This is a genomic window from Bacteroidales bacterium (assembly GCA_035299085.1).
Lineage (GTDB): Bacteria > Bacteroidota > Bacteroidia > Bacteroidales > UBA10428 > UBA5072.
Genome location: DATGXG010000049.1, coordinates 1 through 22,604, shown reverse-complemented (window position 1 = coordinate 22,604; position 22,604 = coordinate 1). Strand labels below are relative to the sequence as shown.

The following is a 22,604-nucleotide window of genomic DNA, read 5'->3' as shown; positions in this document are numbered from 1 at the left end:
CCTGCCAATTTATAGTAAAAGTCTTCGATTGTCAAATTGACAGTTGTTAAAAAGATGTAAAACCATTCTTAAACAATATAATATTAAACTTTTTTCTATGAAGAAACTTATTCTAATCTTGCCTGCCATAATCCTTATGACAGCATGTACATCAGGAACCAAAAAAATGGAACAGCAACTGAAAACATTTATCGACAGCCTTGAATTAAAGGCAAAACCGCTTGAAGCCGGTGCCGGATTGGCGTATTTTAATGCCACCACAACAGGTAAGCAGGAAGAATACCAGAAATACAGCGATCTGAATATACAGATCTCAAAGATTTATTCGGATTCTGCTTCATTTGCTACATTGAAGGGTATAAAAGAATCAGGACAGGTGAAAGACAGCCTTCTTGTGCGACAGATGAATGTGCTGTATAACCAGTTCCTTTCGAACCAGATCGATCCCAAACTGCTAGAGGAGCTAATCAAAGCACAGACCAAACTGGAGGAAAAATACAATACCTACCGCGCACAGGTTGACGGAAAAAAACTCACGGACAATGAAATTGACAAGATACTCAAGTCTTCCGCAAACACTAAGGAATTGAAGAAAGTATGGGAGGCCAGCAAACAGATAGGCGACTCTGCAGCTGCGGGTGTGGTTGCCATCGTAAAAATGCGCAATAACATCGCTCAAAAACTGGGTTTTAAGAATTACCAGGAGATGTCGCTTAAACTCTCGGAGCAGGATCCTGAGAAGATTCTTACCCTTTTTGACGAGCTCGATTCTCTTACAAGAGGAACGTTTATTACCCTGAAATCAAATATGGATTCGGTTCTTGCCAAAGAATACAAAATCAGTCCCGACCAGCTGATGCCCTGGCATTACCAGAACCGGTTCTTCCAGGAAGCCCCTTCGATTTATAATATCGATCTTGACAGTTATTTCGCCAACAAAGATGTAGTTGAACTGACAAAGAACTATTATGCCGGGATCGGCCTTGATATTACGCCCATTCTTGCAAAGAGCGATCTTTTTGAAAGAGAAGGAAAATACCAGCATGCCTATTGCATCCATATCGACCGTTCGGGCGATGTTCGGGCCGTTTGCAACGTGAAGAACAATCACCAGTGGATGGGCACCATGCTACACGAGTTCGGCCACGGCGTTTATGATTACAACATCGACATGTCGCTTCCGTATTACCTTCGCACTCCGGCTCATACTTTCACCACAGAGGCCATTGCCATGATTTTCGGAAGGCTGGCATCCAATCCTTTGTGGATAAGGGATAACGCAGGAATCTCAAATGAAGAAGCTGAAAAAATAAGCACAGCCGTGAGCAACAGCCTGAAACTGGAACAGATTGTTTTCAGCCGCTGGACACAGGTTATGTTCCGTTTTGAAAAAGCCATGTATGAAAATCCTGACCAGGATCTGAATAAATTGTGGTGGGATCTTGTGGAGAAATACCAGATGATTAAGAAACCTGAAGGCAGGAATGACGCCGACTGGGCATCAAAAATCCATATTGCCCTTTATCCATGCTATTATCATAATTACCAGCTTGGTGAATTGCTTGCATCGCAACTGCAGGCCTATATCAATACCAATATCCTGAAAGTGGGTGCAACCGATGTGGTAAGCATGACGAAAAACCCGGAAGTAGGAACTTACCTTCTGAATAAGGTGTTCAGGCCGGGCGCACGTTACGAATGGAATGACATGATCAAAAGAGCAACAGGCGAAGAACTGACGGCGAAATATTATGCAGCTCAATTCGTGACGAAGTAGAGACGCGATTTATCGCGTCTGATAAGGTAGGTTAAATATTCGTGTAGAAACTAGATTCCGCCAGAGACGCGATTTATTGCGTCTCTACGACGGATCTAAGAAAATTAAACCTTCAGAAATATCTTATTTCTATACAGCAAATACAGCACAAACCACATACACAGGATTGCCCCGGAGACAAGGATAACCTGGCCGGCGGCTTCGGAAAAGAAATGAGCTAAACCGCCAAAGAAGTACCTTCCCATCTGTTCAAAATTCATAATACCCGAATTCAGCAGGTAAATGGTTATTGAGTTCATGCCGATCACTACAAACGGGAATGTCCATTTTTTGAATTTCCAGACATCAATTACAAGGTAAAATATTGAAAGCAGGATAAGGCTTAATCCGCCTGCGAAAAGGACAAATGTGCTTGTCCACATATTCTTGATGATCGGGAAATCGAGGCTCCAGATTTTAGCCACAATCATGCTGACCACCCCGGCGCCCATGAGGATAAAGCCTTTTTTCACTCCTGTAAGCTTCTTATTGTCGGATATCAGCAGGTGACCCGCGAACGTTCCAAGAAGCGCCGTACAAATGGCGGGAATATTGGAGATCAGTCCCTCGTTATCACCATAAGTATAGCAACAGAACCTTCCCGGAAGCAGCTTCTGATCAATAAAAGCGGCCAGGTTGCCTTCGGGCGTAAAATTACCTGCCCCGAAACCCGGAACCGGCACAAATTTCATAATCGCGTAATACCCTACAAGGATACCCACAAACCAAAGGATCTGTCCCCTGATATTCGTATTCAGAACGATTATAGCCGCAAAGAACCAGGCAATACCGATTCGCGCCAGTACGCTTGCATACCGCTGGTTTTCAAAATCGAGCCGCAGGAGGCCATTATAAATCAATCCCAGCAAGACAAGCATCAGCATTCTCTTGAAAACATGGATATAAATGTTCCGCATGTTTTCGCCGCGTTGTTTCCGCTTAAGAATCGAAAAAGGCATGGATACGCCGGCTATGAAGAGGAAGAGTGGGAAGATGTTGTCATAAAATTTAAATCCTTCCCATTCCACATGCTCCATTTGTGAAGCGATCCATTGCATAAAAGGCCATCCGGTAAGTGCCGCCAGTGAAACCATCAGGGTTTCACCACCTGCAATCCAGAACATGTCAAATCCCCTGAGGGTATCCAGAGAAAGCAGCCTGTCGGGCTTATTTTCGCTTTTGTTGTTCATATAATCTGTTATAAAGTCCTGATTTTAATATTTCTGAACCAATTCTTTTTGCCATGATCCTGGAGTCCGATATGCCCTTTATGAGCTGTGCCCCACAAAGGATAATCTTTCCATTTTCTCACTGATTTTAGGCTGTCCCATTCCGGTGTCCACATCTGGTATTCAACAATCTTGTCTCCGTTAAGCCAGTGTTCTACGTGTCCGTTATTAACAACAATCTTTGACGTATTCCATTCACCAACAGGCATCAGCTTTTTATTGCGGTCGGCATAATACATGTCGTAGCAGGCACCGGCCAGCTGTCCTTCGTGAAGCGAATCGCCGTCCCACGATACTTCATCAATAATCTGGTATTCAGGAGCAATTTCGAAGATCCCATGAATGGCAGTGTCTTCAATAGCATTGAAGAAAATTCCGCTGTTCCCGCCGACCGATGTTTTCCAGTCGAGTGAAAGTTCAAAATTTTCGAATTCATCTTTCGTAATGATATCATTGCTGATCAGGCCCTGTGCCAGCATGGAACCGCTGTCGATCACCCAGTCTTTAATTGTATCTCCACCGAAAGTGCGCCAGCTGTCCATTGTCTTTCCGTCAAACAGGAGTTTCCATCCCTGACTTTCTTCTTCGGGAGTTAAGAAATTGGCAACAGGTTGTTCTTTGGGTTTGCATTGAGATAAGAGTGTCATAATAACCAGTAGTGTTAAGGAATAAACAAGTTTTTTCATAGTTCGGTATTGATTATTTATACTTTCCGGTAAATCAAATTTGCAATTTATTGATCAGAAAAAAGAATGTTTTTACTGAATTATTTCATCTGAACATTGTGAATCCACAGTTTGTTTAACAAACCGACATACAATCTTATACTATGAAAGTTTCAGTTTTCAGTACAAAGGTTTACGACAAGGAATATCTCGATCATGCCAATGAAGATCACAGGCATGAGCTTGTATATTATGAATCCTCACTGAATGTCAAAACCGTTAAGCTGGCCGAGGGTTTCGATGCCGTTTGTGTTTTTGTTAATGATCAGCTTACAAAGGAAGTCATTGAGGCACTCGCAAAAATGAATATCAGGCTTATTGTTCTTCGCTGTGCCGGTTTTAACAATGTGGATATTGAAAGTGCCTTCAGACATAATATCTCGGTGGTGCGTGTTCCGGCTTACTCACCCCATGCCGTGGCTGAACATGCCGTGGCGCTGATCATGGCGCTGAACCGGAAAACCCACAAAGCCTATAACCGGGTACGCGAAGGCAATTTTTCAATAGAAAGACTTGCGGGGTTTGATATAGCCGGTAGAACGACCGGGGTCATTGGTACAGGTAAGATAGGAGCGACTTTTGCCCGAATCATGCAGGGTTTTGGTTGCAGGGTGGTGGCTTATGACCTGTACCCTAATACGGAATTACTATCAGCAGGAGTTCAGTATCTTCCGCTTGAAGAAGTGTTTAGAATTTCGGATATCATCTCATTGCACTGCCCCCTTACTCCTGAAACGTTTCAGATCATCAACAGGCATAACCTGAAACTCATGAAAAAGGGTGCCATGCTGATCAATACAAGCAGGGGAAAGCTTGTTGACACGGAAGCCGTTATTGATGCGCTGCGGGCCGGACGGCTTGGCTACCTGGGAATTGATGTGTATGAACAGGAAGAAAACCTTTTCTTTAAAGACCTTTCTGAAATTATAATCCCCGATGATAAAATATCCCGCCTCATGGCCTTTCCGAATGTTCTTGTAACCGCACACCAGGCTTACTTTACCGAGAATGCCCTGAAACAGATCGCAGCCACCACGCTTCAAAACATGACTGATTTTGAGGAGGGAAAGGTGAACAGGGGAAACGAGGTGAGGATGGAAGTAATAAAGTAAGGAGTAGAGAGTAGGGAGTAGGGAGAGGAATAGCGCGTCATTGCGAGGAGCGTGATTATCTATGATTATAGTAATTAGTGATGCGACGAAGCAATCTGCCAGCACAGGCAATGCGATGATTAGAGAGATGCTGGATGCCGGAGACCTGAATCCGTTTATTGTTAATCCTTGAAAAATTCAACAAATTGAACTAACCCTTCATCCATTTGTTTTTCAGTTAATCTTAATCGAAAAATCATGAAAAGACATTTTATTTTATTTACTGTTATGCTGTTCGTTTTGAACATTGGGCACGCGCTTGCTCAGGGAACATCAGGTAACAAAGCTGTAAAAAAAGCAGTGTGTGTGCTGAATCCCACACAGGGGAACAAGGTAAGCGGTACAGTGACATTTACAAAGGTTGCCGACGGAGTCAGGGTTGTAGCCGATATCCAGGGACTTTCAAAAGGAAAACATGGATTTCATATCCACGAATTCGGAGATTGCAGTGCACCCGATGCCACATCAGCAGGAGGACATTTTAATCCCGAGAAACACAATCATGGTGCGCCTACCGATATGAACCGTCATGCAGGCGATATGGGCAATATTGAAGCTGATGAAACAGGACACGGCCACCTGGATTATGTTGACAAAACAATGAAAATGGAAGGAGAGACTTCAATTGTAGGTAAGTCGATGATCCTGCATGCCAATGAAGACGATTTAAAAACACAGCCTACAGGAAATGCCGGAGGACGGATTGCCTGCGGAATCATTGAAGCAGAAAGTTAATTTCAGCCGTCAAATCTCGAATAAAGACTGTCCATCTTCATGGCCAGATCCATGTCAAGCATGGTCAAACCCTGTGGTTCATGGGTGCTCAGTATAACACTTACTTTATTGTAAACATTTGTCCATTCGGGGTGATGGTTCATTTTCTCGGCTTCGAGTGCCACAGCGGTCATGAATGAAAAGGCATCCGTGAAATTCCTGAATTTGAACTCACGGTGGATGGTTGACTGCTCTAAGGTCCATTTCTTTAAATGAAGTCCCAGGTAACTGGAGACTTCATTTTCATTCATTACTTTAGTTTTATTACTCATACTTGATTACTTCAACAGGGCAGCTGTCTGCCGACTCAATTACCAAATTTTCATTAGCGTTATAGTCGGCTCCTTCCCTTACTACCGCCACATCTTCAAGCTCAAACACATCCGGGCAGATTTCTGAACATAGTCCGCACGAAATGCAACCCTCAATGATCCATACTTTGCTAATTGCCATGGTTTTGGTTTTTATGTATAACAATGGGAGGGGGGAATGGTTGTGGCTGGATACTGCCAAAAGCACGTCATTGCGAGGAGCTTGATTAATTATTGATTATATCAGGATTTATCAAGCGACGAAGCAATCTGCCCGAGCAGGCAGAACGTAAAAACACCGAACACCGAACACCGATTTTTGATTTAAGAAATTCCGGAATCAACGCTTACAGGTCCTTCGGACGCTGTCAGGTTGATTCCCTGCTGAACTTAAATATCCTGAACAAATACCCGAAGGCGGGGAAGATAATGAAAATGCCTACAATGAGTGCGGCAAGGAGGTAGTACATAGTTACGGCAGGGGCCTGTGTATTCCAAACCGTCAGGTGTTCACCGTTCCTGCGGTTTACAAGCACGGGGAATTGAACGGCAAACCAGCCGACCAGTATACATGCTGTTGTTGCACCGGCAACAATCCTTGTCAGAAGCGCTTTTTTGCGGTTAATGCTGATCCACATGACGGGAACCAGCAAGGTGGCCAGGACAACACAGGATATACTGATCGCAGAATGAAGAAAACCGGAGAACAGGTGCACTCCCCAGCGACGTGCCATCAGAAACACCACACCACCACATAGTATAAGCGCAATAAACAGTATCAGTGATGTTCGCCTGAATACGGGAAATGATTCCTCATCAGATTCCCCGATAAGATAAACCGACGCAATCCATCCGAAAAGCAGGATCATGAAAACTCCGGTTGAAATGGCAAAACCGTTGAGCCACGGAGATATAAAAATATCAATGAAACTTCCGGAAGGATTTACAGGAATTCGTCCAAGAATAACCGCTCCAAGCACCATGCCGAGGAAGAACGGCGTCATCAGGCTGGACAGCCTGAATGACCAGGAATAATAATTCTGAACATTTCCTTCCAGTACATCATAATACCTGAATGAAAATGCTGCTCCCCTTATAATAATCCCTATCAAAGCCAGTAATAACGGGATGTGCAGGTAGGTGGTGATGGTTGTGTAGGCCAGCGGAAAACCGTTGAACAGGATGACTACGGCCAGGATGAGCCAGATGTGATTGGCTTCCCAAACCGGCGCGATGGCTTTTGATACGATGCGCGAACTTTTTTTACCCACTATCATTTCGACGATTCCTGCTCCGAAGTCGGCACCCCCTAACAATACATAAAGGAGTAGTGAAATACCCAGTATGGCAACAATGGCTTCAGTCATGTTCGTAGAGATTATCGTTACCTGATTGAAGTGCCTGTATCTGCCGGCTCATCAGCCAGAACACAATGGCTGAAAGTCCGATGTAAATAAGGGTGACAAGGTAAAATGAGTATTGAATGCCCGGCATAGGAGTCACCGATTCACTTGTTCGCAGTATTCCATATATAATCCATGGTTGCCGGCCTACTTCGGTCACTATCCATCCGGCTTCCACGGCAATAAACCCGGCCGGTGTGAGTAGGGCAAGCCATCTGAACCACCATCGCCTGTCGCGGTATCTGCGGGTAAAAGTGAAAAATAGATGGAGGGCTCCTGTTGCGGCCATAAGGATACCCATAAGCACCATGATCTGAAAGCCGTAGTGCACAATGGACACCGGAGGCCAGTTCTTTCTTTCAATTTGGTCAAGTCCTGTTACCTTTGCATTGAAATTGCCATGAGCCAGGAAACTTAGTAGCTTTGGGAGATGTATCGCATAATTTACCTCCCGGGCGGCAGTATCCGGAATTCCTCCCACTGTTAGCGGAGCCCCGGTTGTGGTTTTGAATAGTGATTCCATCGCTGCCAGCTTGGCAGGCTGGTATTTGGCCACATGTTTTGCCGAAATGTCACCGCTAAAAGGCTGAAGAATGGCGGCAACTGAGCCAACCGACAGCGCAATCCGGAGGGCTATGCGATGAACCGGGTTGTCTTTGTGTTTCAGGTGCAGGTAAGCATGGATTCCCGCAACGGCAAAACAGGTTGATGCAAAAGCGGCAAGAGTCATATGTAGTGCCTGTTCAAACCATCCTTTGTTAAACATGGCTTTGAAGGGGTCTATATTAATGGCTTTGCCGTTCACCCACTCGAATCCGGCGGGAGAATTCATCCAGGAATTGGCTGAAATTACGAATATGCCTGATATTACACCGGCAATGCCCACCGTAACACCTGATGCCAGGTGAACCCATTTGTTCACCCTGTTCCATCCATAGAGAAAAATCCCGAGTGCAATGGCCTCAAGGAAAAATGCAGTGCCTTCCCATGAAAATGGCATCCCGATTATGGGCCCGGCATGCTCCATGAACTTCGGCCATAAAAGTCCCAGCTCAAATGAAAGCACTGTCCCTGATACAGCCCCCACGGCAAAAAAAATGGCCACCCCTCTCGACCATGCCTTTGACAAGGTTAGATACTCTTTTTTACCTGTCCTGATCCATTTATATTCCGCTATGAACATCAGCCAGGGCATTGCTATGCCAATGCAGGCAAATACTATATGAAAAATGAAAGACACTGCCATCTGGTAACGGGCAGCCAGTAAAACATCCATTATGTATTAAATTTTAGGTTTAACAATATATTAAGTGTCTTAAAGGCCTGATTGTTCACCAGATTTAATGTGCCAATGTGCTAATATGCCAATGTGCCAATGTGCCAATATGCCAATGATTAGCACATTAGCATATTAGCACATTAGCACATTAACTTATATAGTTATTCAGGAACCTTGCCAGAAATGCGGGCAGAATACCGATCAGCACTATGGCGACGGCCATGATGAACAGGATGAGCTTACCCATCGCAGGAACCGGCTCGAAAGGAATGTTATCTGATTTGGAGAACATAGCCCGGATTACTCTCAGGTAATAAAAAATACTGATCACCGTGGCAATGATGAGGCTGAATGTAAGGAGCCAGAGCCCTGAGCGGGCACCTTCGAGTACAATGTAAAATTTGGCTATGAACCCGGCGGTCAATGGAATTCCCGCAAGGGAAAACATGGCAAGCGACATCACGATGGCCATCCACGGATTCGTGAAAAAAAGTCCTTTAAAATCATCTATATTTTCCGCATCGCAGTTGTGTGATGAAACCAGGGAAATAATCCCGAATGCGGTAAGAATGGTAACCAGGTATGAAATAATGAAGAAAACAGCGGCTTGAATGCCCTGTTCTGTGCCGGTTATCACCATCATGAATAAATAACCCATCTGGGCAATGGATGAATAGGCCAGCAGTCTTTTAATGTTTGTCTGCCTTAACGCCAGGATATTCCCGAAGAACATCGAAAGTACGGCTATCACTGTAATGACGGCGACAAGTGTTTTGTTTTCAAAAGCATGGATCATGGTCAGAAACCGAAGGGCAACAGCCATGATGGCACCTTTTGACACAGAAGCAATGAATGCGGTCACCGGCGCGGGAGCTCCCTGGTAGATATCGGGCGCCCACATGTGAAACGGAACCAGTGCCATCTTAAAGCCAATTCCGGCCAGCATCATGCCGATGCCTATAAGCATCAGCGGTGAAACCCCCGATATGGCAATGAAAGAAGCTACTTCACGGAAGGTCATGCTGCCTGTCACTGCAAAAATAAGGGCCATGCCGAACAATAGGAATGCCGTGGCAACCGAGGCTATTATAAGAAATTTGACTCCTGCCTCAACCGAATAATCCCTGTATCTGATATAGGCAATCAGGATGTATAAAGAAATGCTCAGGGTTTCAAGACCAAGGAAAAACGTGACGAAATGAACGGCGGTAACCAGTACCGATGCGCCCACTGCGGCAACAAAAAGGATGATCATATATTCTTCCTTTTCACCCCCGTGCTGCTTGAAATACATGTACGTGAGCATGGCAACCACAATGGTGGCGCAGATTACAATACCAAGGAAAACTATGCTCAAATGATCAATCACAAGCAAAGGAAGCAATTCATGCTGGTCAGAAGGTAAAAAAAAGAGGGTGACGAATGCGGCCACCAGCATCAGGATAGAGAAGCCGAAAATAATGTTGAAGTTGCGTGACACTGCCAGCGCCATCATGATCATTACCGGCGCAATGGCCAGGATGATCATGGGTGACAGATAGAGAAAATCATTTGCCGTCATACTCATTTATATTTGCTTGCTGAGTTTGCTCAATCTGAAGGGTTCGTGCAACTGAAGGCTTTGACATTTCAATGGCAGGCCGTGGAAAAAGACCCAGGAAAAATATGATAACAGTGAGTGAACCCAGGATAACCATTTCACGGATTGAAAGATCTTTTGCATGTGTTGTTGCATGTTTTTCGCCATAAAACACTTTCTGCATAATCCGGATTGAATACAAGGTTGCCGCAATGAGCCCAACACTTGCAAGGCAGGCGAAAAGCATGTTTGCTTTGAATGTACCCGTAAGGGTCAGAAATTCAGCAATGAAATTGCCAAGTCCCGGTAATCCCAGGGATGCCATTACAAAAATCAGTCCCATGCCGCCCATGACCGGCATTTCTTCCCATAAACCACCCATTTTTGCCAGATCACGTGTATGAAGGCGTTCGGATAGTTGTCCTGCAATGATAAACAGCGCCCCGGTGCTGATCCCGTGGGCTATCATCTGCATGACCACTCCCTGCCAGGCAAGCTGGTTGAGGGCAAACACACCGAGCATTATAAAACCCATGTGGTTAACGCTGCTGTAGGCTACCATTCTTTTCAGATCGGTCTGCGAAAAAGCCAGTTTGGCGCCATATAATATTCCTGCTATTCCCAGTATCATACCAATGGGAGCAAAACGCTCAGCCGCATTGGGAAAAAGAGGAATGATAAACCGGATTAAACCATAAGCACCGGTTTTAAGCATAAGTGCGGCCAGGATCAGGCTGCCTGCTGTCGGAGCCTCGGTATGGGCATCGGGAAGCCAACTATGGAACGGGAAAGCGGGTAATTTAACCATAAAGGCAGCCAGGAACCCGCACATAAGCAGCATTTCCATGGCGGGCCGCAGTTGTGTACCGATAAGATTCTGGTAATTGAATGTATACACGCCCGTCTGAGTTCCATGTAACAGGTATAAGCCCACAATGGCAAGGAACATCAGCAAACCGCTGGCCTGTGTAAATATGAAGAACTTGTATGATGCATACACCCTGTTCTCATGGCCCCACATGGCAATCAGGAAATACATAGGAATCAGCATCACTTCCCAGAAGAAATAAAACAGGAACAGGTCCATGGAGAGGAAGACTCCTGTAATACCGGACAAGATAAACATCAGGTTGAAATGATAAAATCCCGGGTTTTTTGTGATCTCCTTCCACGAAACGAGCACGGCAAGGAGGCCGATGAAGAAGGTCAAAAGGAGCATAAGCAGGCTTATTCCGTCGAGTGCCAGGTGCATTTCAATACCAAACAGCGGTATCCATGTGGTCTTGAATTCGATCATCCACATACCGCCAGTATCGTGGGTCTTCCCGATCAGACTGACGGTGAGCAGCAAATCAATAAATACCGCTGCAAGTGAAATCACACGGGCGGTAACCGGGCTTCTCCGGCCTGTGAGCCAGGCCAGGATTCCGGCCACCATTAAAACCACGATCAGGTATACAAGTATCATAATAGTATCATTATAATCAGCAATACTGCCAGTCCAGCACTCAGTCCCATCACATACCAGCGTACCCTGCCATTTTGCGATGGGGAAAGCCATGTATTAACCGCTAACGGTATGGCGGCAATGAATGTGTAAATACGGTCGACGAAATCTTTCACGTCAACTTCTGAAAGCCAAACGACCGGTTGAACAATCAGTCCATGGTATAACCTGTCGAATCCCCATCCTGAATAGAAAAACCTGCCTGGTGCGCTATGCTGGTATACCCTGTCAAATTGTGAAGGACGGTTAAACAAACGCCAGGCAAGGAGCAGGCCTGTCATAGCTGTAACAGCTGATATAAGCTGGAACACCCATTCGGGCGTTGTGGATTCTGCCGTTAATACGGGAAGTGATTTTTCGGTAAGAGAAGAGAAAAGATGCACCGGGAGCAGGTTTTCAGGAAACTCGATAAATCCGGCTACTAACGATAAAATGGCTAAAATAACAAGTGGTATAGTCATGAGAGCCCCCGGTGCATGTTTTGGTTCTGTTTTTACATCACCGTAAAAAGTCAGAAATATCATTCTGAAAGTATATAATGCCGTTATAAAAGCGCCGACGATTCCGGCCAGCCAGAGCCACGGACTTCCTTTATCGGATGCCCAGGCAAGCCATAAGATCTGATCCTTGCTGTAAAATCCTGCCGTTATGAGCGGCAAGGCGGCAAGTGAGGCACCGCCGGCAAGAAATGTCCAGAAAATCACGGGAAGTCTTTTCCTGAGGCCTCCCATTTTATACATATCGTGTTCTTCATGCAACAGCAGGATCACTGCGCCTGCAGCAAGGAAGAGCAGGGCCTTGAAAAAGGCATGCACCATAAAATGAAAAATGGCGGCCGACCATGCTCCGACGCCCAGTGCAAGAAACATATAGCCAATCTGACTAATGGTGGAGTAGGCGAGTACTCTTTTTAAATCGTGTTGTGAAAAGGCGCTGAATCCTGCCACAAGCAGAGTCACCGCACCAATAACTGCAACTAAGGTTTGCACTGCAGGAGCCAGGCTGAACAACACATGCATACGGGCAATCAGGTATACACCGGCAGTAACCATGGTGGCGGCATGTATTAAAGCGCTCACCGGTGAAGGTCCTGCCATGGCATCGGGCAGCCAGGTCTGCATCGGTATCTGGGCCGATTTACCAACCGCCCCTCCAAGTAACAACAACGCGGCAACCGTTGCAAGTCCTGAACCGGTACCCCATTTGGCGGATGCCTGTTGCATTGCGGAATCAATATTCAGGGTATTAAAGCTTACGAAGAGCAGGAACAATCCGACAATCATGAATGTGTCACCGATACGGGTTACAATAAATGCCTTGCGGGCGGCGTATCCGTTGGCCGGATCCTTGTACCAGAATCCTATTAGCAGGTAGCTGCAGAGGCCTACACCTTCCCATCCCATATACAGCAGAAGCAGGTTATCGGCAAGCACAAGGATCAGCATGGATGCCACAAACAGGTTGAGGTAAATGAAAAACCGCTTGAATCCTTCGTCGCCTTTCATGAATTCAATGGAATACAGGTGAATCAGGGCTCCCACAAAGGTGATCACAAAACAAAAGACAAGCGTAAGTGTATCTATTCGGAATGCAAAGTCAGCATTAAATTCCCCGGTGTCAATCCATTTAAAAAGGTGAACGGTAATCGAACTTCCCGGTTCTGCATGATTCAAAAAATCAATTCCGCCGATAACCGTGAAAAGTGCTGAAACACTTACCGTACCGGTTGCAATCCATGAAACCAACTTATTGCTCAGCGCCCCTGAAAACAGCGCCATGATCAGAAATCCGGCCAGCGGCAAAGCAGGTATCCAGGGAATGAGTTGTTCCATAACTATAATTGTATCGTTTTCTTATCTTTCAGTTTACTCATGGCATCGGCATCAAGTGTTTTATAATGATGAAATGCCTGCAGGATCAGGGCTAACCCAACAGACACCTCTGCAGCAGATACCGTCAGGATGAATATAAACATCGCCTGGCCGTCCGTTTTCATCCAGTGTGTTCCGGCCATTACAAATGCCAGTCCTGCGCTGTTGAGCATGATTTCAATCGACATGAGCATGAATATGACATTGCGTCGTACAAGCAGGCCTGTAAGCCCGATCAGGAACAGCATGCCGGCAAACATCAGCTGTATTTCGAGAGGAATGGATATCATGATGGTATATTGGTTAAAACCCTTTTTTCTTCTTTTTTCAGGAACCGGTGAACAACCGATTTTTTCCTTCTTCCCAAATGGTATGCCCCCACAATTCCGGCCAGCAGCATGATGGCTGAAATTTCAACTGCAATCAGGTAGGTGGTGAACAGGGTGACTCCCACCTGTTTGGGGCCGATTACCTGTACTTCGCGCTGGATAGGCTTCATTGAACTGAGGGCGTACATGAAAGTTGCAAACAGGATCACGGCAAGGATAGCCGGCATTACCCATATCCGGGGCGAAAGCCACCTGCTTTCCTGTTGCTTTTCACTGCCTACATTCAGCATCATCACAACAAAAATGAAAAGAACCATGATCGCGCCTGCATACACGATCACTTCAAGCGCTGCAATAAAGGGCGAGCCGGTGATGTAAAATATGATTGAAATGGCCAGCAGCGACAAAATCAGGAACAGCAGGGCATGAATGGCATTCTTGTTTGAAATGGCCAACAGCGATGAAATAATAGCGACAGCAGCAGCAATGAAAAAAATGGCATTCATATATTAATGAATTAGGCTTTTAATATCAACCGGCGGATCTTCCTCGTCGCCCTGTCCTTTTTTCTTCACTCCCATATCCACACCTGCCACCCTGTAATAATTGTAGCCGTGATATTTTCCCTGGCCGTCGATCAGCAGATTCTCCTTTTCATACACCAGGTTCTGCCTGTCGTACTCACTCATCTCAAAGTCAGGAGTTAGCTGGATGGCATAGGTGGGACAGGCTTCTTCGCAGAAACCGCAGAATATGCACCTTGAAAAATTGATCCTGAAAAACTCGGGGTATCGACGGCCGTCCTTGTCCTCAGTTGCCTGAAGCGCTATGCAGTCGACAGGGCATGCCGCCGCACATAAGTTACAGGCTACACACCGTTCTTTTCCGTCCGGATCACGGGTGAGCACAATACGTCCGCGGTATCGCGGAGGCAGATAAGGCTTGTTCTCAGGATATCCCACTGTTTCACGTTTGTGAAACGCATGCAGGAATGTATACCATATGCTTCTTAAAATACTGATCATACTATCGGATTAACAAGATTGCACCTGTAATGAGAATATTTAACAAAACAAGCGGTAACAGTATTTTCCATCCCAGCTCCATCAGCTGGTCATACCTGGGTCGGGGCAGTGACGCCCTGATGAGTATGAAAAGGAAAATAAAGAAACCTGTTTTGAGGAAAAACCAGAATGCCGGAGGAAGGAATGCCGGGCCAAGCCAGCCGCCGAAAAACAGCGTGGTGATCAGGGTTGAAATGAGTGTTACGCCCAGGTATTCACCCACGAAAAACATACCGAATTTCATTCCCGAGTATTCTGAATGATAACCTGCAACGAGCTCTCCTTCCGCTTCAGGTATATCGAAAGGCGTCCGGTGGGTTTCTGCGATTCCCGCTATGAAAAAGATTACAAAACTGACGAACTGCGGTATGATGAACCACCCGTTTTTCTGGGCTTCCACAATCTGGCGCAGGTTGAAACTATCGGCCATCATGATCACGCCAACGAGTGACAGTCCCATAAAAACTTCATACGTTAGCATCTGGGCCGAAGCACGGATTGAGCCGAGAAGCGAATATTTGTTATTCGAAGCCCAGCCGCCCAGCACGATGCTGTAAACACCAAGCGATGAATTTCCCAGGAAGAAAAGGATGGCAATGTTTGAATCAAGAATATAAAAACTGCCGGTGAAGGGGATGACCGCAAATGTAAGCAGGATCGTGGCAATGAGGATTCCCGGGGCTATTATAAAAACAGCCTTGTCGGCAAACGGAGGGATCCAGTCTTCCTTGAAAAAGATCTTGATCACATCAGCTACAACCTGCAGCAATCCTAACGGACCTACACGGTTGGGGCCGTAACGGTCCTGGAACAATGCCAGCAGCCTTCGCTCTACCCAGATCAGTCCGGCCGCCAGGTTAAGAGCAATCATCAACACACCGATTATGATGAATATATAATTCATACCGTCATTTTGTATTGTTTGAATTACCCGTTATTATTTTTCCTGTTGCCGGCAGGTTCAGAAACGGTAAACCCGGCAATGGCCATGAAATTCCGGCGGCACCTTCAGGCATGGAATCATCGGTTTTAACTTTTAATGTAAGGATTGTATTATTAAGGGTCACCTGCACAGAAGTGTCATCCTGTATTCCGGCCGTATCCTTTTGTTTTGAACTGATCAGGATAAATGGTTCCGGGATGCGGCTGGATATTGCCACTCCGCGGGCACTCAACTCTTCGGAACCAAAAATCGCAGCCACCGCAAACAATTGCAGGGTTCCTTTTTCAGGAGAATTCTTTTTCGGAACATCCGTTTTGTATACGATTCGCTGTGATGCGTTGCCTTCGATCAGCCGGATACCCGGATCGAAATTCCTGTTGGAACCGTTTGGTTCATCAAGGTATTTGTTTATTGCCTGTGGCGAATTCCATCCCGGCCACCAGTAATAAGGGGTCAGATTTGCAGGCGGCACACCCATGAAGCCTTCCATGCTGAATTTCAACGGCGAATCATCATCCTCCGGTGGCTTAGGTTCGCTCACGCTTATATTGGCCGTTATAGCAGTTCTTCCGCTATATCGTTGTGTCTGTCGTGCAATTTTTTCATTGAAGTACCGGATTGCCGAGTTTGGCAGGCTCTTTCGGATAGGAACAAAGTCGGGGTAATACTGCGTCATCGTTTCAACAAGGTCGTCGAAATGAATGATTTTTTCACTTTCATTTGAAGTGATTTGCTTTAGCTGATCCAGCCATTTCCAGCTTTCCTTCGCTTCATGATGATCGGGAAGAACAGGGTAAAATCGCTGAGCCCTTCCTTCGTTATTTACAAGAGTGCCTGATGATTCGGCGTAAGTGGCGGCCGGCAGAATGGCATCAGCCAGTTTAGCCGAGGAATGAAGAAAATGATCCATAAGAATCACAAACTCCGCACCGGCAAAGGCCTTCTTAACGGATTCTTCTTCTTCCTTTTTAAACAGGTCGTTTTCAAGAATGACAACAGTGTTTCCGGGTTCATTCTGCATGGTGTCAAAGGCATCCGAAAGACTCCTGCCTTCCATCATTCCGAGACCTACGCTGTTGCATTCGCTGAAAGTGTACATCACCCATGGCGTTTTACCGGCTGATACAAGGGCAGTCACAAGATTTTCTACTGCATCCGAAATCTTTTCATCTCCCCGGGCAGTGCCGGCTATGATTAACGGCCTTTCAGCGGCAAGCAGATCTGCAGCCACATTCTTTGTGATTTCCTTTATATTGTCGGCAATATCAGTTACTTCCGGCGCCGACTTATTGATTGCATTGGCTAAGGCAAATGCCGTGCGGCTTATTTCCTCAGGGCTAACATATAGTGCCTTTTTGGCAATGTCCTCCAGTTTTGTTGTATGGCTGTTGATGATATATAGAGGGCTTCGTACATCCTGTCCGATTTCACGGGCAGAGGTGTCATTCCATGCCGGAATTTTCATGCTTTCGGCATAAGCCAGCGCTTTGTTCCTCACTGCCTGCCTGATCGACAATGCCAGAACCGGCGCGGTCTGGGTAATGTCTTCGCCAACTATAAGAATGGCATCGGCCTTTTCAGTTTCCCGCAGCGATGGAATGTGCACTCCATCCTGCTGCATCATTTCAATTGCTCTCTTGATGGTGTTGAATTCACGTTGACTGACACCATGGAAAAATTTATCTTTTCCGGTAAGCCTCATCAGGGCGAAATTTGATTCAAGGGATGCCCGGGGTGAGCCGATCCCTATTATTTTGCCTTTTTGAATTCGTCCGGCAACTGAAGAAAAGTTAGCCTCATTGAAGCTGTCATCCTGTTGCCTGGCAAGTACATGTTTTATTCTTTCAGGGTGGTTGATGAATTCATAGCCAAAGCGGCCCCTGTCGCATAAAAAGTAGCTATTTACTTCACCATTATACCGGCTCATTGTTCGGCGCACGGTACCGTATCTTTCACTGAGCAAGGTGTTGCACCCGAGGCTGCAGTGTACACAAACCGAAGGAGTGTTTGTGAGATCCCATTTTCGGGTGTAATGCTTCTGAAGGGTTTTATCTGTAAAAACCCCTGTGGGACAAACCTCAACAAGGTTTCCACTGAATTCACTTTCGAGGATTCCCTCTTTTTCGCGGCCGAAATACACATGGTTGGCCGAACTGAAAACATTCAGGTCGTTCCCTCCTGCATAATCCCTGTAAAATCGTACGCACCTGTAGCATTGGATACACCGGTTCATTTCATGATGAATGAACGGACCCAGGTACTGGTTTACGTATGTTCTTTTTTTGAAGTCGAAACGCCTGTAATTGTGGCCTGTCATTACAGTCATATCCTGGAGATGACATTCGCCTCCTTCGTCGCAAACAGGGCAATCATGAGGGTGATTGGTCATCAGCCCTTCAATCACCGATGCCCTGAAATCAGCCGCCTGTATATCCTTCACCGAAATGTTCAGTCCTTCAGCCACCGGTTCCATGCAGGCCATAATGATCCTGCCTTTTTTGTCGTCGGCATTTGCGTACTTTTTCACTGCACATTGCCTGCAGGCGCCTACCGATCCCATGGCAGGATGATAGCAGAAATAGGGAAGGTCAATGCCCAGGGCAATACAGGCTTCAAGAAGGTTCTTTCCTTCTTCAACCTCATATATTCGATTATCTATCTGAATTTTCACCATTACATTACCTCCAGGGACAACTTTTTTCATGTATATGCCTGATGAAATCGTCGCGGAAATATTTCAGCCCGCTCTGCAAAGGTTCCATAGCTCCGGGAGCATGGGCACAGAATGTGTTTCCCGGGCCCATATACCGGGTATGAAATGACAGGGTATCGAGGTATTCCATTTTACCTCTTCCTTCTTCAAAGGCCTGCAGGATCTTGTCGGTCCAGGGCAGTCCCTCGCGGCACGGAGTACACCATCCGCAGCTTTCAGCTGAAAAGAAGCTTATAAGATTTTTTATAAATGCGACAGGGCAGGTTTTATCATCCAGGATGATCATCGTTCCGGTTCCCAGCCTGCTGCCTGCACTCACAGTTCCTTTGAAATCAAGGGGAACATCAAGATGATCGGGTGTCATGAAATCGGTTGAACCGCCACCGGGAATAATTCCCCTAAGCTCATAGCCATCCTGCATACCGCCTGCATAATCCATCAGCACTTCCCTCAATGGTGTGCCCATAGGAAGCTCCCACAAGCCGGGCTTTTTCACCCTTCCGCTTACACCGTAAATTTTGGTTCCTCCTTCGCCGGTAAGGCTTAATTTCTTAAACCAGTCAGCGCCATTCTCAACAATATGGGAAATCCACGAAAGGGTCTCCACATTATTAACCACCGTAGGCTGACCAAACAGTCCGCTTGTGCCCGGGAACGGTGGTTTCGATCGTGGAAGGCCGCGCTTTCCTTCAAGTGAGTTGATCAGTGCGGTTTCTTCACCGCAGATGTACCTTCCGGCACTTGAATGCAGGTACATATCGAGACTGTAACCGGTACCCAGGATGTTGTTTCCGAGGTAACCTGCTTTGTATGCTTCGTCTATTGCCTTTTTGAGAATGACTTCCGCCTTTTTGTAAGCCCATCTGAGAAAAATGTAAGCCTTCTGAGCCTGGATGGCATAGGCGGCTATGATCATACCGGAGATGAGCTGGTGAGGGTTCCCTTCAAGCAGATACCTGTCTTTAAAGGCACCCGGTTCCATTTCATCGGCATTGGTGATGAGGTACTTGAGTCCTGATCCGCCCGGATTTTTAAGCGTGAGGCTCCATTTCATTCCTGTAGGGAATCCGGCGCCTCCGCGACCCTGTAAAGTGGAATCTTTCACCAGGTTTGTCACTTCGTCGGGAGCCATCTGCTTCAATGCCTTGTCAACCCCCGCATAGCCACCTTCTTTTGAATAGGCTGCAAAATCCAGAGGATCCTTATCGGGCAGTATGTATTTTGTCAAAGGCTTTTCCATAGCTTATTTGTATCGGTCAAGCAGAGTTTGGACCTGCTCAGGAGCTATATCGTGGTACAGGTCATTGTTGATCATCAGTGAAGGCGCATGGTCACAATCGCCGAGACAGGAAATGGGTAACAGGGTGAACCTTCCGTCAGGTGTGGTTTCCCCGAAGCGTATGGAAAGAATATCCGATATGCGTTTATAAACGGTTTCATAGCCCATAACCATGCAGCTGACACTGTCGCAAATCAGAATTACATTGCGGCCAACGGGTTTGCGGTATAAACGTGTATAAAACGTGGCAATGCTGTCTACTTCAGTTACCGACATGGATAATTCTTCGGCCACATCCCTGATAGCTTCATCAGATATCCATCCCCTGTGTTCCTGTACTACTTTCAACGCATCAATACAGGCCGCCTGGGCATAGGGATAGAGTGCTATTTCCTTTTGTATTTCTTCTTTTTCGTGAGGGCTTAGCATAGGTTAACATTTCATTTGTAACAATCGGTTACCGGTCAAGGTCGGCCAGCACAATGTCCATTGCGCCCAGGATCGACAGCAGGTCCGGAATCGTATATCCTTTACTGATCAGGGGAAGCATCTGTAAATGGGCAAAGGTCGGAGTCCTGATCCTTGTCCTGTGCGATGAAGTATTGCCGTCACTGACAAGATAATAAGCGTTGCTTCCTTTTGCGGCTTCCGTGGGGATCATGGCTTCACCGGGCGGAATTACCGGCCCCCATGTAACCCCGAGAAAATGGGTGATCAGTGTTTCAATATCTTTCATAGTTTTGTCTTTCAGGGGAGGTGTCGTTAGCGGATGATCTGATTTGTAAGAACCGGAAGGCATGTTATCCAGGCATTGTTTAATAATCCGCAGGCTTTGCCTCATCTCTTCAATCCTTACAGTTGAACGGTCATAACAGTCGCCGTTTTTGCCTATTGGCACATCAAAATCAAAGTTCTCGAACCCGGAGTAAGGTCTGGTCTTCCTGTAATCCCATGAAACTCCGGTAGATCTCAATCCGGGTCCTGTAACGCCCCATTCTATGGCTTCTTCGGCTGTATAGGCTCCGATTCCTATTGTACGCGCCTTGAATATCCTGTTCTTTATAGTTTCCTTTTCAAATTCACGGATTCTTTTAGGGAAGTATTCGATGAAATCTCCGACAAGCTTTTCCCATCCATCCGGCAGGTCATGGGCAACTCCGCCGATCCTGAACCACGACGGATGCATGCGGCCTCCGGTAACTGCGCCCACAATGTCATACATTCTTTCGCGGTCGTTGAAAGCGTAGAATACAGGTGACATCTGGCCAAGGTCTTGTGCATAGGTGCCGAACCAGACAAGGTGGCTGCCTATTCTGAACAGTTCGCTCATCATGATCCGGATGAATTTGGCCCTGTCAGGCACTTCAATGCCTGCAATTTTCTCAACCGACAGCAAGTAGGCCATGTTGTTGAGCACACCACCCAGGTAATCGATCCTGTCGGTGTATGGAATAAAGGTGTGCCAGGACTGCCGTTCGCCCATTTTTTCGGCACCCCGGTGATGGAAGCCAATATCGGGAACCACTTCAACAATATCTTCACCATCGAGCTGGAGGATCAATCGCAACAAGCCGTGTGTTCCGGGATGCTGCGGGCCGATATTAAGAAACATGTAATCCGATTCTTCAGTTCCTGTTGAAAGGCCGAAATCGGCGGGATTGAATTTTAAATCCGCATCGGATATCTGCCGTATCTGATCATTCAAAACATAGGGACCCCACTCGGTTGCCCTGGCAGCATATTCTTTTCTCAGGGGATGTCCGTTCCAGGTGGCAGGCAACAGGATTCGCCGAAGGTTGGGGTGACCGGTGAAACTGATTCCGTACATATCATAAACTTCCCGCTCATACCAGTTCGCCGATGGCCAGATATCGGTTATTGATTTAATAGAGGGGTATTCGCCGGAGAGAGATGTTTTAATGCGTACATCCTCGTTTCGGCCGATGGATGTGAGATGGTATACAACTGTGAAATCACGTTCAGCCTCATTCCGGTTCCGCTTGCGACGGTCGTCGGTTGCAGTAAGATCATACAGCATGTTGAATGGCTGTGCAACGCCTGTTTTCAGGTACCGCAGCACTTCTTTCACATGGTCATCCTTCACCCACAAAGTGGGGGTACCGTCAGCCGCAGCCTGGTTCTCAACGATGGCTGAATCTCCGAATTTTGCAATAATCTCTGATATCAGGGAAGGGTCATTGTTCATGATACCGGCATTAAGGATCAGGATTCATTCATGGGCCTGATGTTTCCCATTTTAATACGGTCTTCGTTTTTGAGATCGCGGAAACTGACCTTGTCAGCTTTTGTGATGCCCTGTGGACCGATAAACCAACTTAACGGCCGTTGTTCTTTGCCAATTGAATCCCTTAACAGCAGCAGTCCTTCAAGAAATGCGTCGGGTCGAGGCGGACAGCCAGGTACATAAACGTCCACCGGCAGGAATTTATCAACTCCCTGTACAACGCTGTATATGTCGTACATTCCACCCGAGTTGGCGCAGGAACCCATTGAAATCACCCAGCGTGGTGCCATCATTTGTTCATGAAGCTTTTTAATGATCGGGGCCATTTTTATAAAGACAGTGCCGGCAATTACCATCATATCGGCTTCACGCGGAGTACCGCGGAT

21 protein-coding genes are annotated in these 22,604 nt (G+C 46.4%); 3 read left to right on the top strand and 18 right to left on the bottom strand.

Translation table 11 applies throughout. From position 1 onward, the window contains the following. The first annotated feature begins 97 nt into the window (after positions 1 to 97). Positions 98 to 1,777, top strand: coding sequence for a M2 family metallopeptidase (locus VK179_16875; protein ID HLO60428.1), 1,680 nt, complete (start codon positions 98 to 100; stop codon positions 1,775 to 1,777). 104 nt (positions 1,778 to 1,881) lie between these two features. Here VK179_16875 and VK179_16870 read toward each other — a convergent pair whose 3' ends face one another. Then, positions 1,882 to 3,006 carry a DUF5009 domain-containing protein gene (locus tag VK179_16870; protein ID HLO60427.1) on the bottom strand — a complete coding sequence of 375 codons (1,125 nt, stop codon included), beginning with the start codon at positions 3,004 to 3,006 and terminating at the stop codon, positions 1,882 to 1,884. 8 nt (positions 3,007 to 3,014) lie between these two features. Beyond that, a complete protein-coding gene (locus tag VK179_16865) occupies positions 3,015 to 3,731 on the bottom strand; it encodes a DUF1080 domain-containing protein (GenBank protein ID HLO60426.1) in 717 nt (238 codons plus the stop codon). Positions 3,732 to 3,874: 143 nt separating this feature from the next. Here VK179_16865 and VK179_16860 point away from each other — a divergent pair, with 143 nt between their 5' ends. Then, on the top strand, positions 3,875 to 4,882 hold the full coding sequence (locus tag VK179_16860; protein ID HLO60425.1) for a 2-hydroxyacid dehydrogenase: 1,008 nt from the start codon (positions 3,875 to 3,877) through the stop codon (positions 4,880 to 4,882). 237 nt (positions 4,883 to 5,119) lie between these two features. After that, complete coding sequence (locus VK179_16855) at positions 5,120 to 5,656, top strand: superoxide dismutase family protein (protein HLO60424.1); 537 nt, start codon at positions 5,120 to 5,122, stop codon at positions 5,654 to 5,656. A gap of 2 nt (positions 5,657 to 5,658) precedes the next feature. Here the strand turns inward: VK179_16855 and VK179_16850 are convergent, their stop codons facing one another. From VK179_16850 to nuoB, 16 genes are all read right to left on the bottom strand, one after another. Beyond that, positions 5,659 to 5,967 (bottom strand): 4a-hydroxytetrahydrobiopterin dehydratase, encoded by a 309-nt coding sequence (locus VK179_16850; protein ID HLO60423.1) that lies wholly within the window; start codon positions 5,965 to 5,967, stop codon positions 5,659 to 5,661. Next, a complete protein-coding gene (locus VK179_16845; GenBank protein HLO60422.1) occupies positions 5,960 to 6,148 on the bottom strand; it encodes a ferredoxin in 189 nt (62 codons plus the stop codon). Before VK179_16845 ends, VK179_16850 begins: the two co-directional genes overlap by 8 nt. A gap of 226 nt (positions 6,149 to 6,374) precedes the next feature. Beyond that, positions 6,375 to 7,373 carry a cytochrome d ubiquinol oxidase subunit II gene (locus tag VK179_16840; protein ID HLO60421.1) on the bottom strand — a complete coding sequence of 333 codons (999 nt, stop codon included), beginning with the start codon at positions 7,371 to 7,373 and terminating at the stop codon, positions 6,375 to 6,377. After that, positions 7,366 to 8,685: a cytochrome ubiquinol oxidase subunit I gene (locus VK179_16835; protein ID HLO60420.1), complete on the bottom strand. Its 1,320-nt coding sequence runs from the start codon at positions 8,683 to 8,685 to the stop codon at positions 7,366 to 7,368. Before VK179_16835 ends, VK179_16840 begins: the two co-directional genes overlap by 8 nt. Positions 8,686 to 8,836: 151 nt before the next feature. Further along, complete coding sequence (locus VK179_16830) at positions 8,837 to 10,249, bottom strand: NADH-quinone oxidoreductase subunit N (GenBank protein HLO60419.1); 1,413 nt, start codon at positions 10,247 to 10,249, stop codon at positions 8,837 to 8,839. Further along, positions 10,236 to 11,828: an NADH-quinone oxidoreductase subunit M gene (locus VK179_16825; protein HLO60418.1), complete on the bottom strand. Its 1,593-nt coding sequence runs from the start codon at positions 11,826 to 11,828 to the stop codon at positions 10,236 to 10,238. Before VK179_16825 ends, VK179_16830 begins: the two co-directional genes overlap by 14 nt. Then, positions 11,732 to 13,606, bottom strand: coding sequence for an NADH-quinone oxidoreductase subunit L (nuoL, locus tag VK179_16820; GenBank protein ID HLO60417.1), 1,875 nt, complete (start codon positions 13,604 to 13,606; stop codon positions 11,732 to 11,734). The genes VK179_16825 and nuoL overlap by 97 nt, the downstream gene beginning before the upstream one ends. Positions 13,607 to 13,608: 2 nt before the next feature. Beyond that, positions 13,609 to 13,935, bottom strand: a complete 327-nt coding sequence (nuoK, locus tag VK179_16815) for an NADH-quinone oxidoreductase subunit NuoK (GenBank protein ID HLO60416.1) — start codon at positions 13,933 to 13,935, stop codon at positions 13,609 to 13,611. After that, the gene (gene nuoJ / locus VK179_16810; protein HLO60415.1) at positions 13,932 to 14,480 is read right to left on the bottom strand and encodes an NADH-quinone oxidoreductase subunit J; all 549 of its coding nucleotides are present in this window, start codon (positions 14,478 to 14,480) and stop codon (positions 13,932 to 13,934) included. Before nuoJ ends, nuoK begins: the two co-directional genes overlap by 4 nt. Before the next feature lie 3 nt (positions 14,481 to 14,483). Then, on the bottom strand, positions 14,484 to 14,999 hold the full coding sequence (gene nuoI, locus VK179_16805; protein ID HLO60414.1) for an NADH-quinone oxidoreductase subunit NuoI: 516 nt from the start codon (positions 14,997 to 14,999) through the stop codon (positions 14,484 to 14,486). Between the two features lies 1 nt (position 15,000). Continuing rightward, positions 15,001 to 15,942 (bottom strand): NADH-quinone oxidoreductase subunit NuoH, encoded by a 942-nt coding sequence (gene nuoH, locus VK179_16800; GenBank protein ID HLO60413.1) that lies wholly within the window; start codon positions 15,940 to 15,942, stop codon positions 15,001 to 15,003. Between the two features lie 4 nt (positions 15,943 to 15,946). Further along, positions 15,947 to 18,685, bottom strand: a complete 2,739-nt coding sequence (gene nuoG, locus VK179_16795) for an NADH-quinone oxidoreductase subunit NuoG (GenBank protein ID HLO60412.1) — start codon at positions 18,683 to 18,685, stop codon at positions 15,947 to 15,949. Beyond that, on the bottom strand, positions 18,660 to 19,934 hold the full coding sequence (nuoF, locus tag VK179_16790; protein HLO60411.1) for an NADH-quinone oxidoreductase subunit NuoF: 1,275 nt from the start codon (positions 19,932 to 19,934) through the stop codon (positions 18,660 to 18,662). Before nuoF ends, nuoG begins: the two co-directional genes overlap by 26 nt. A gap of 3 nt (positions 19,935 to 19,937) precedes the next feature. Continuing rightward, positions 19,938 to 20,402, bottom strand: coding sequence for an NADH-quinone oxidoreductase subunit NuoE (gene nuoE, locus VK179_16785; GenBank protein ID HLO60410.1), 465 nt, complete (start codon positions 20,400 to 20,402; stop codon positions 19,938 to 19,940). A gap of 28 nt (positions 20,403 to 20,430) precedes the next feature. After that, positions 20,431 to 22,179 carry an NADH-quinone oxidoreductase subunit C/D gene (gene nuoC, locus VK179_16780; GenBank protein HLO60409.1) on the bottom strand — a complete coding sequence of 583 codons (1,749 nt, stop codon included), beginning with the start codon at positions 22,177 to 22,179 and terminating at the stop codon, positions 20,431 to 20,433. Positions 22,180 to 22,196: 17 nt separating this feature from the next. After that, a partial coding sequence (gene nuoB / locus VK179_16775) for an NADH-quinone oxidoreductase subunit NuoB (protein HLO60408.1) occupies positions 22,197 to 22,604 on the bottom strand: 408 nt, incomplete at its 5' end.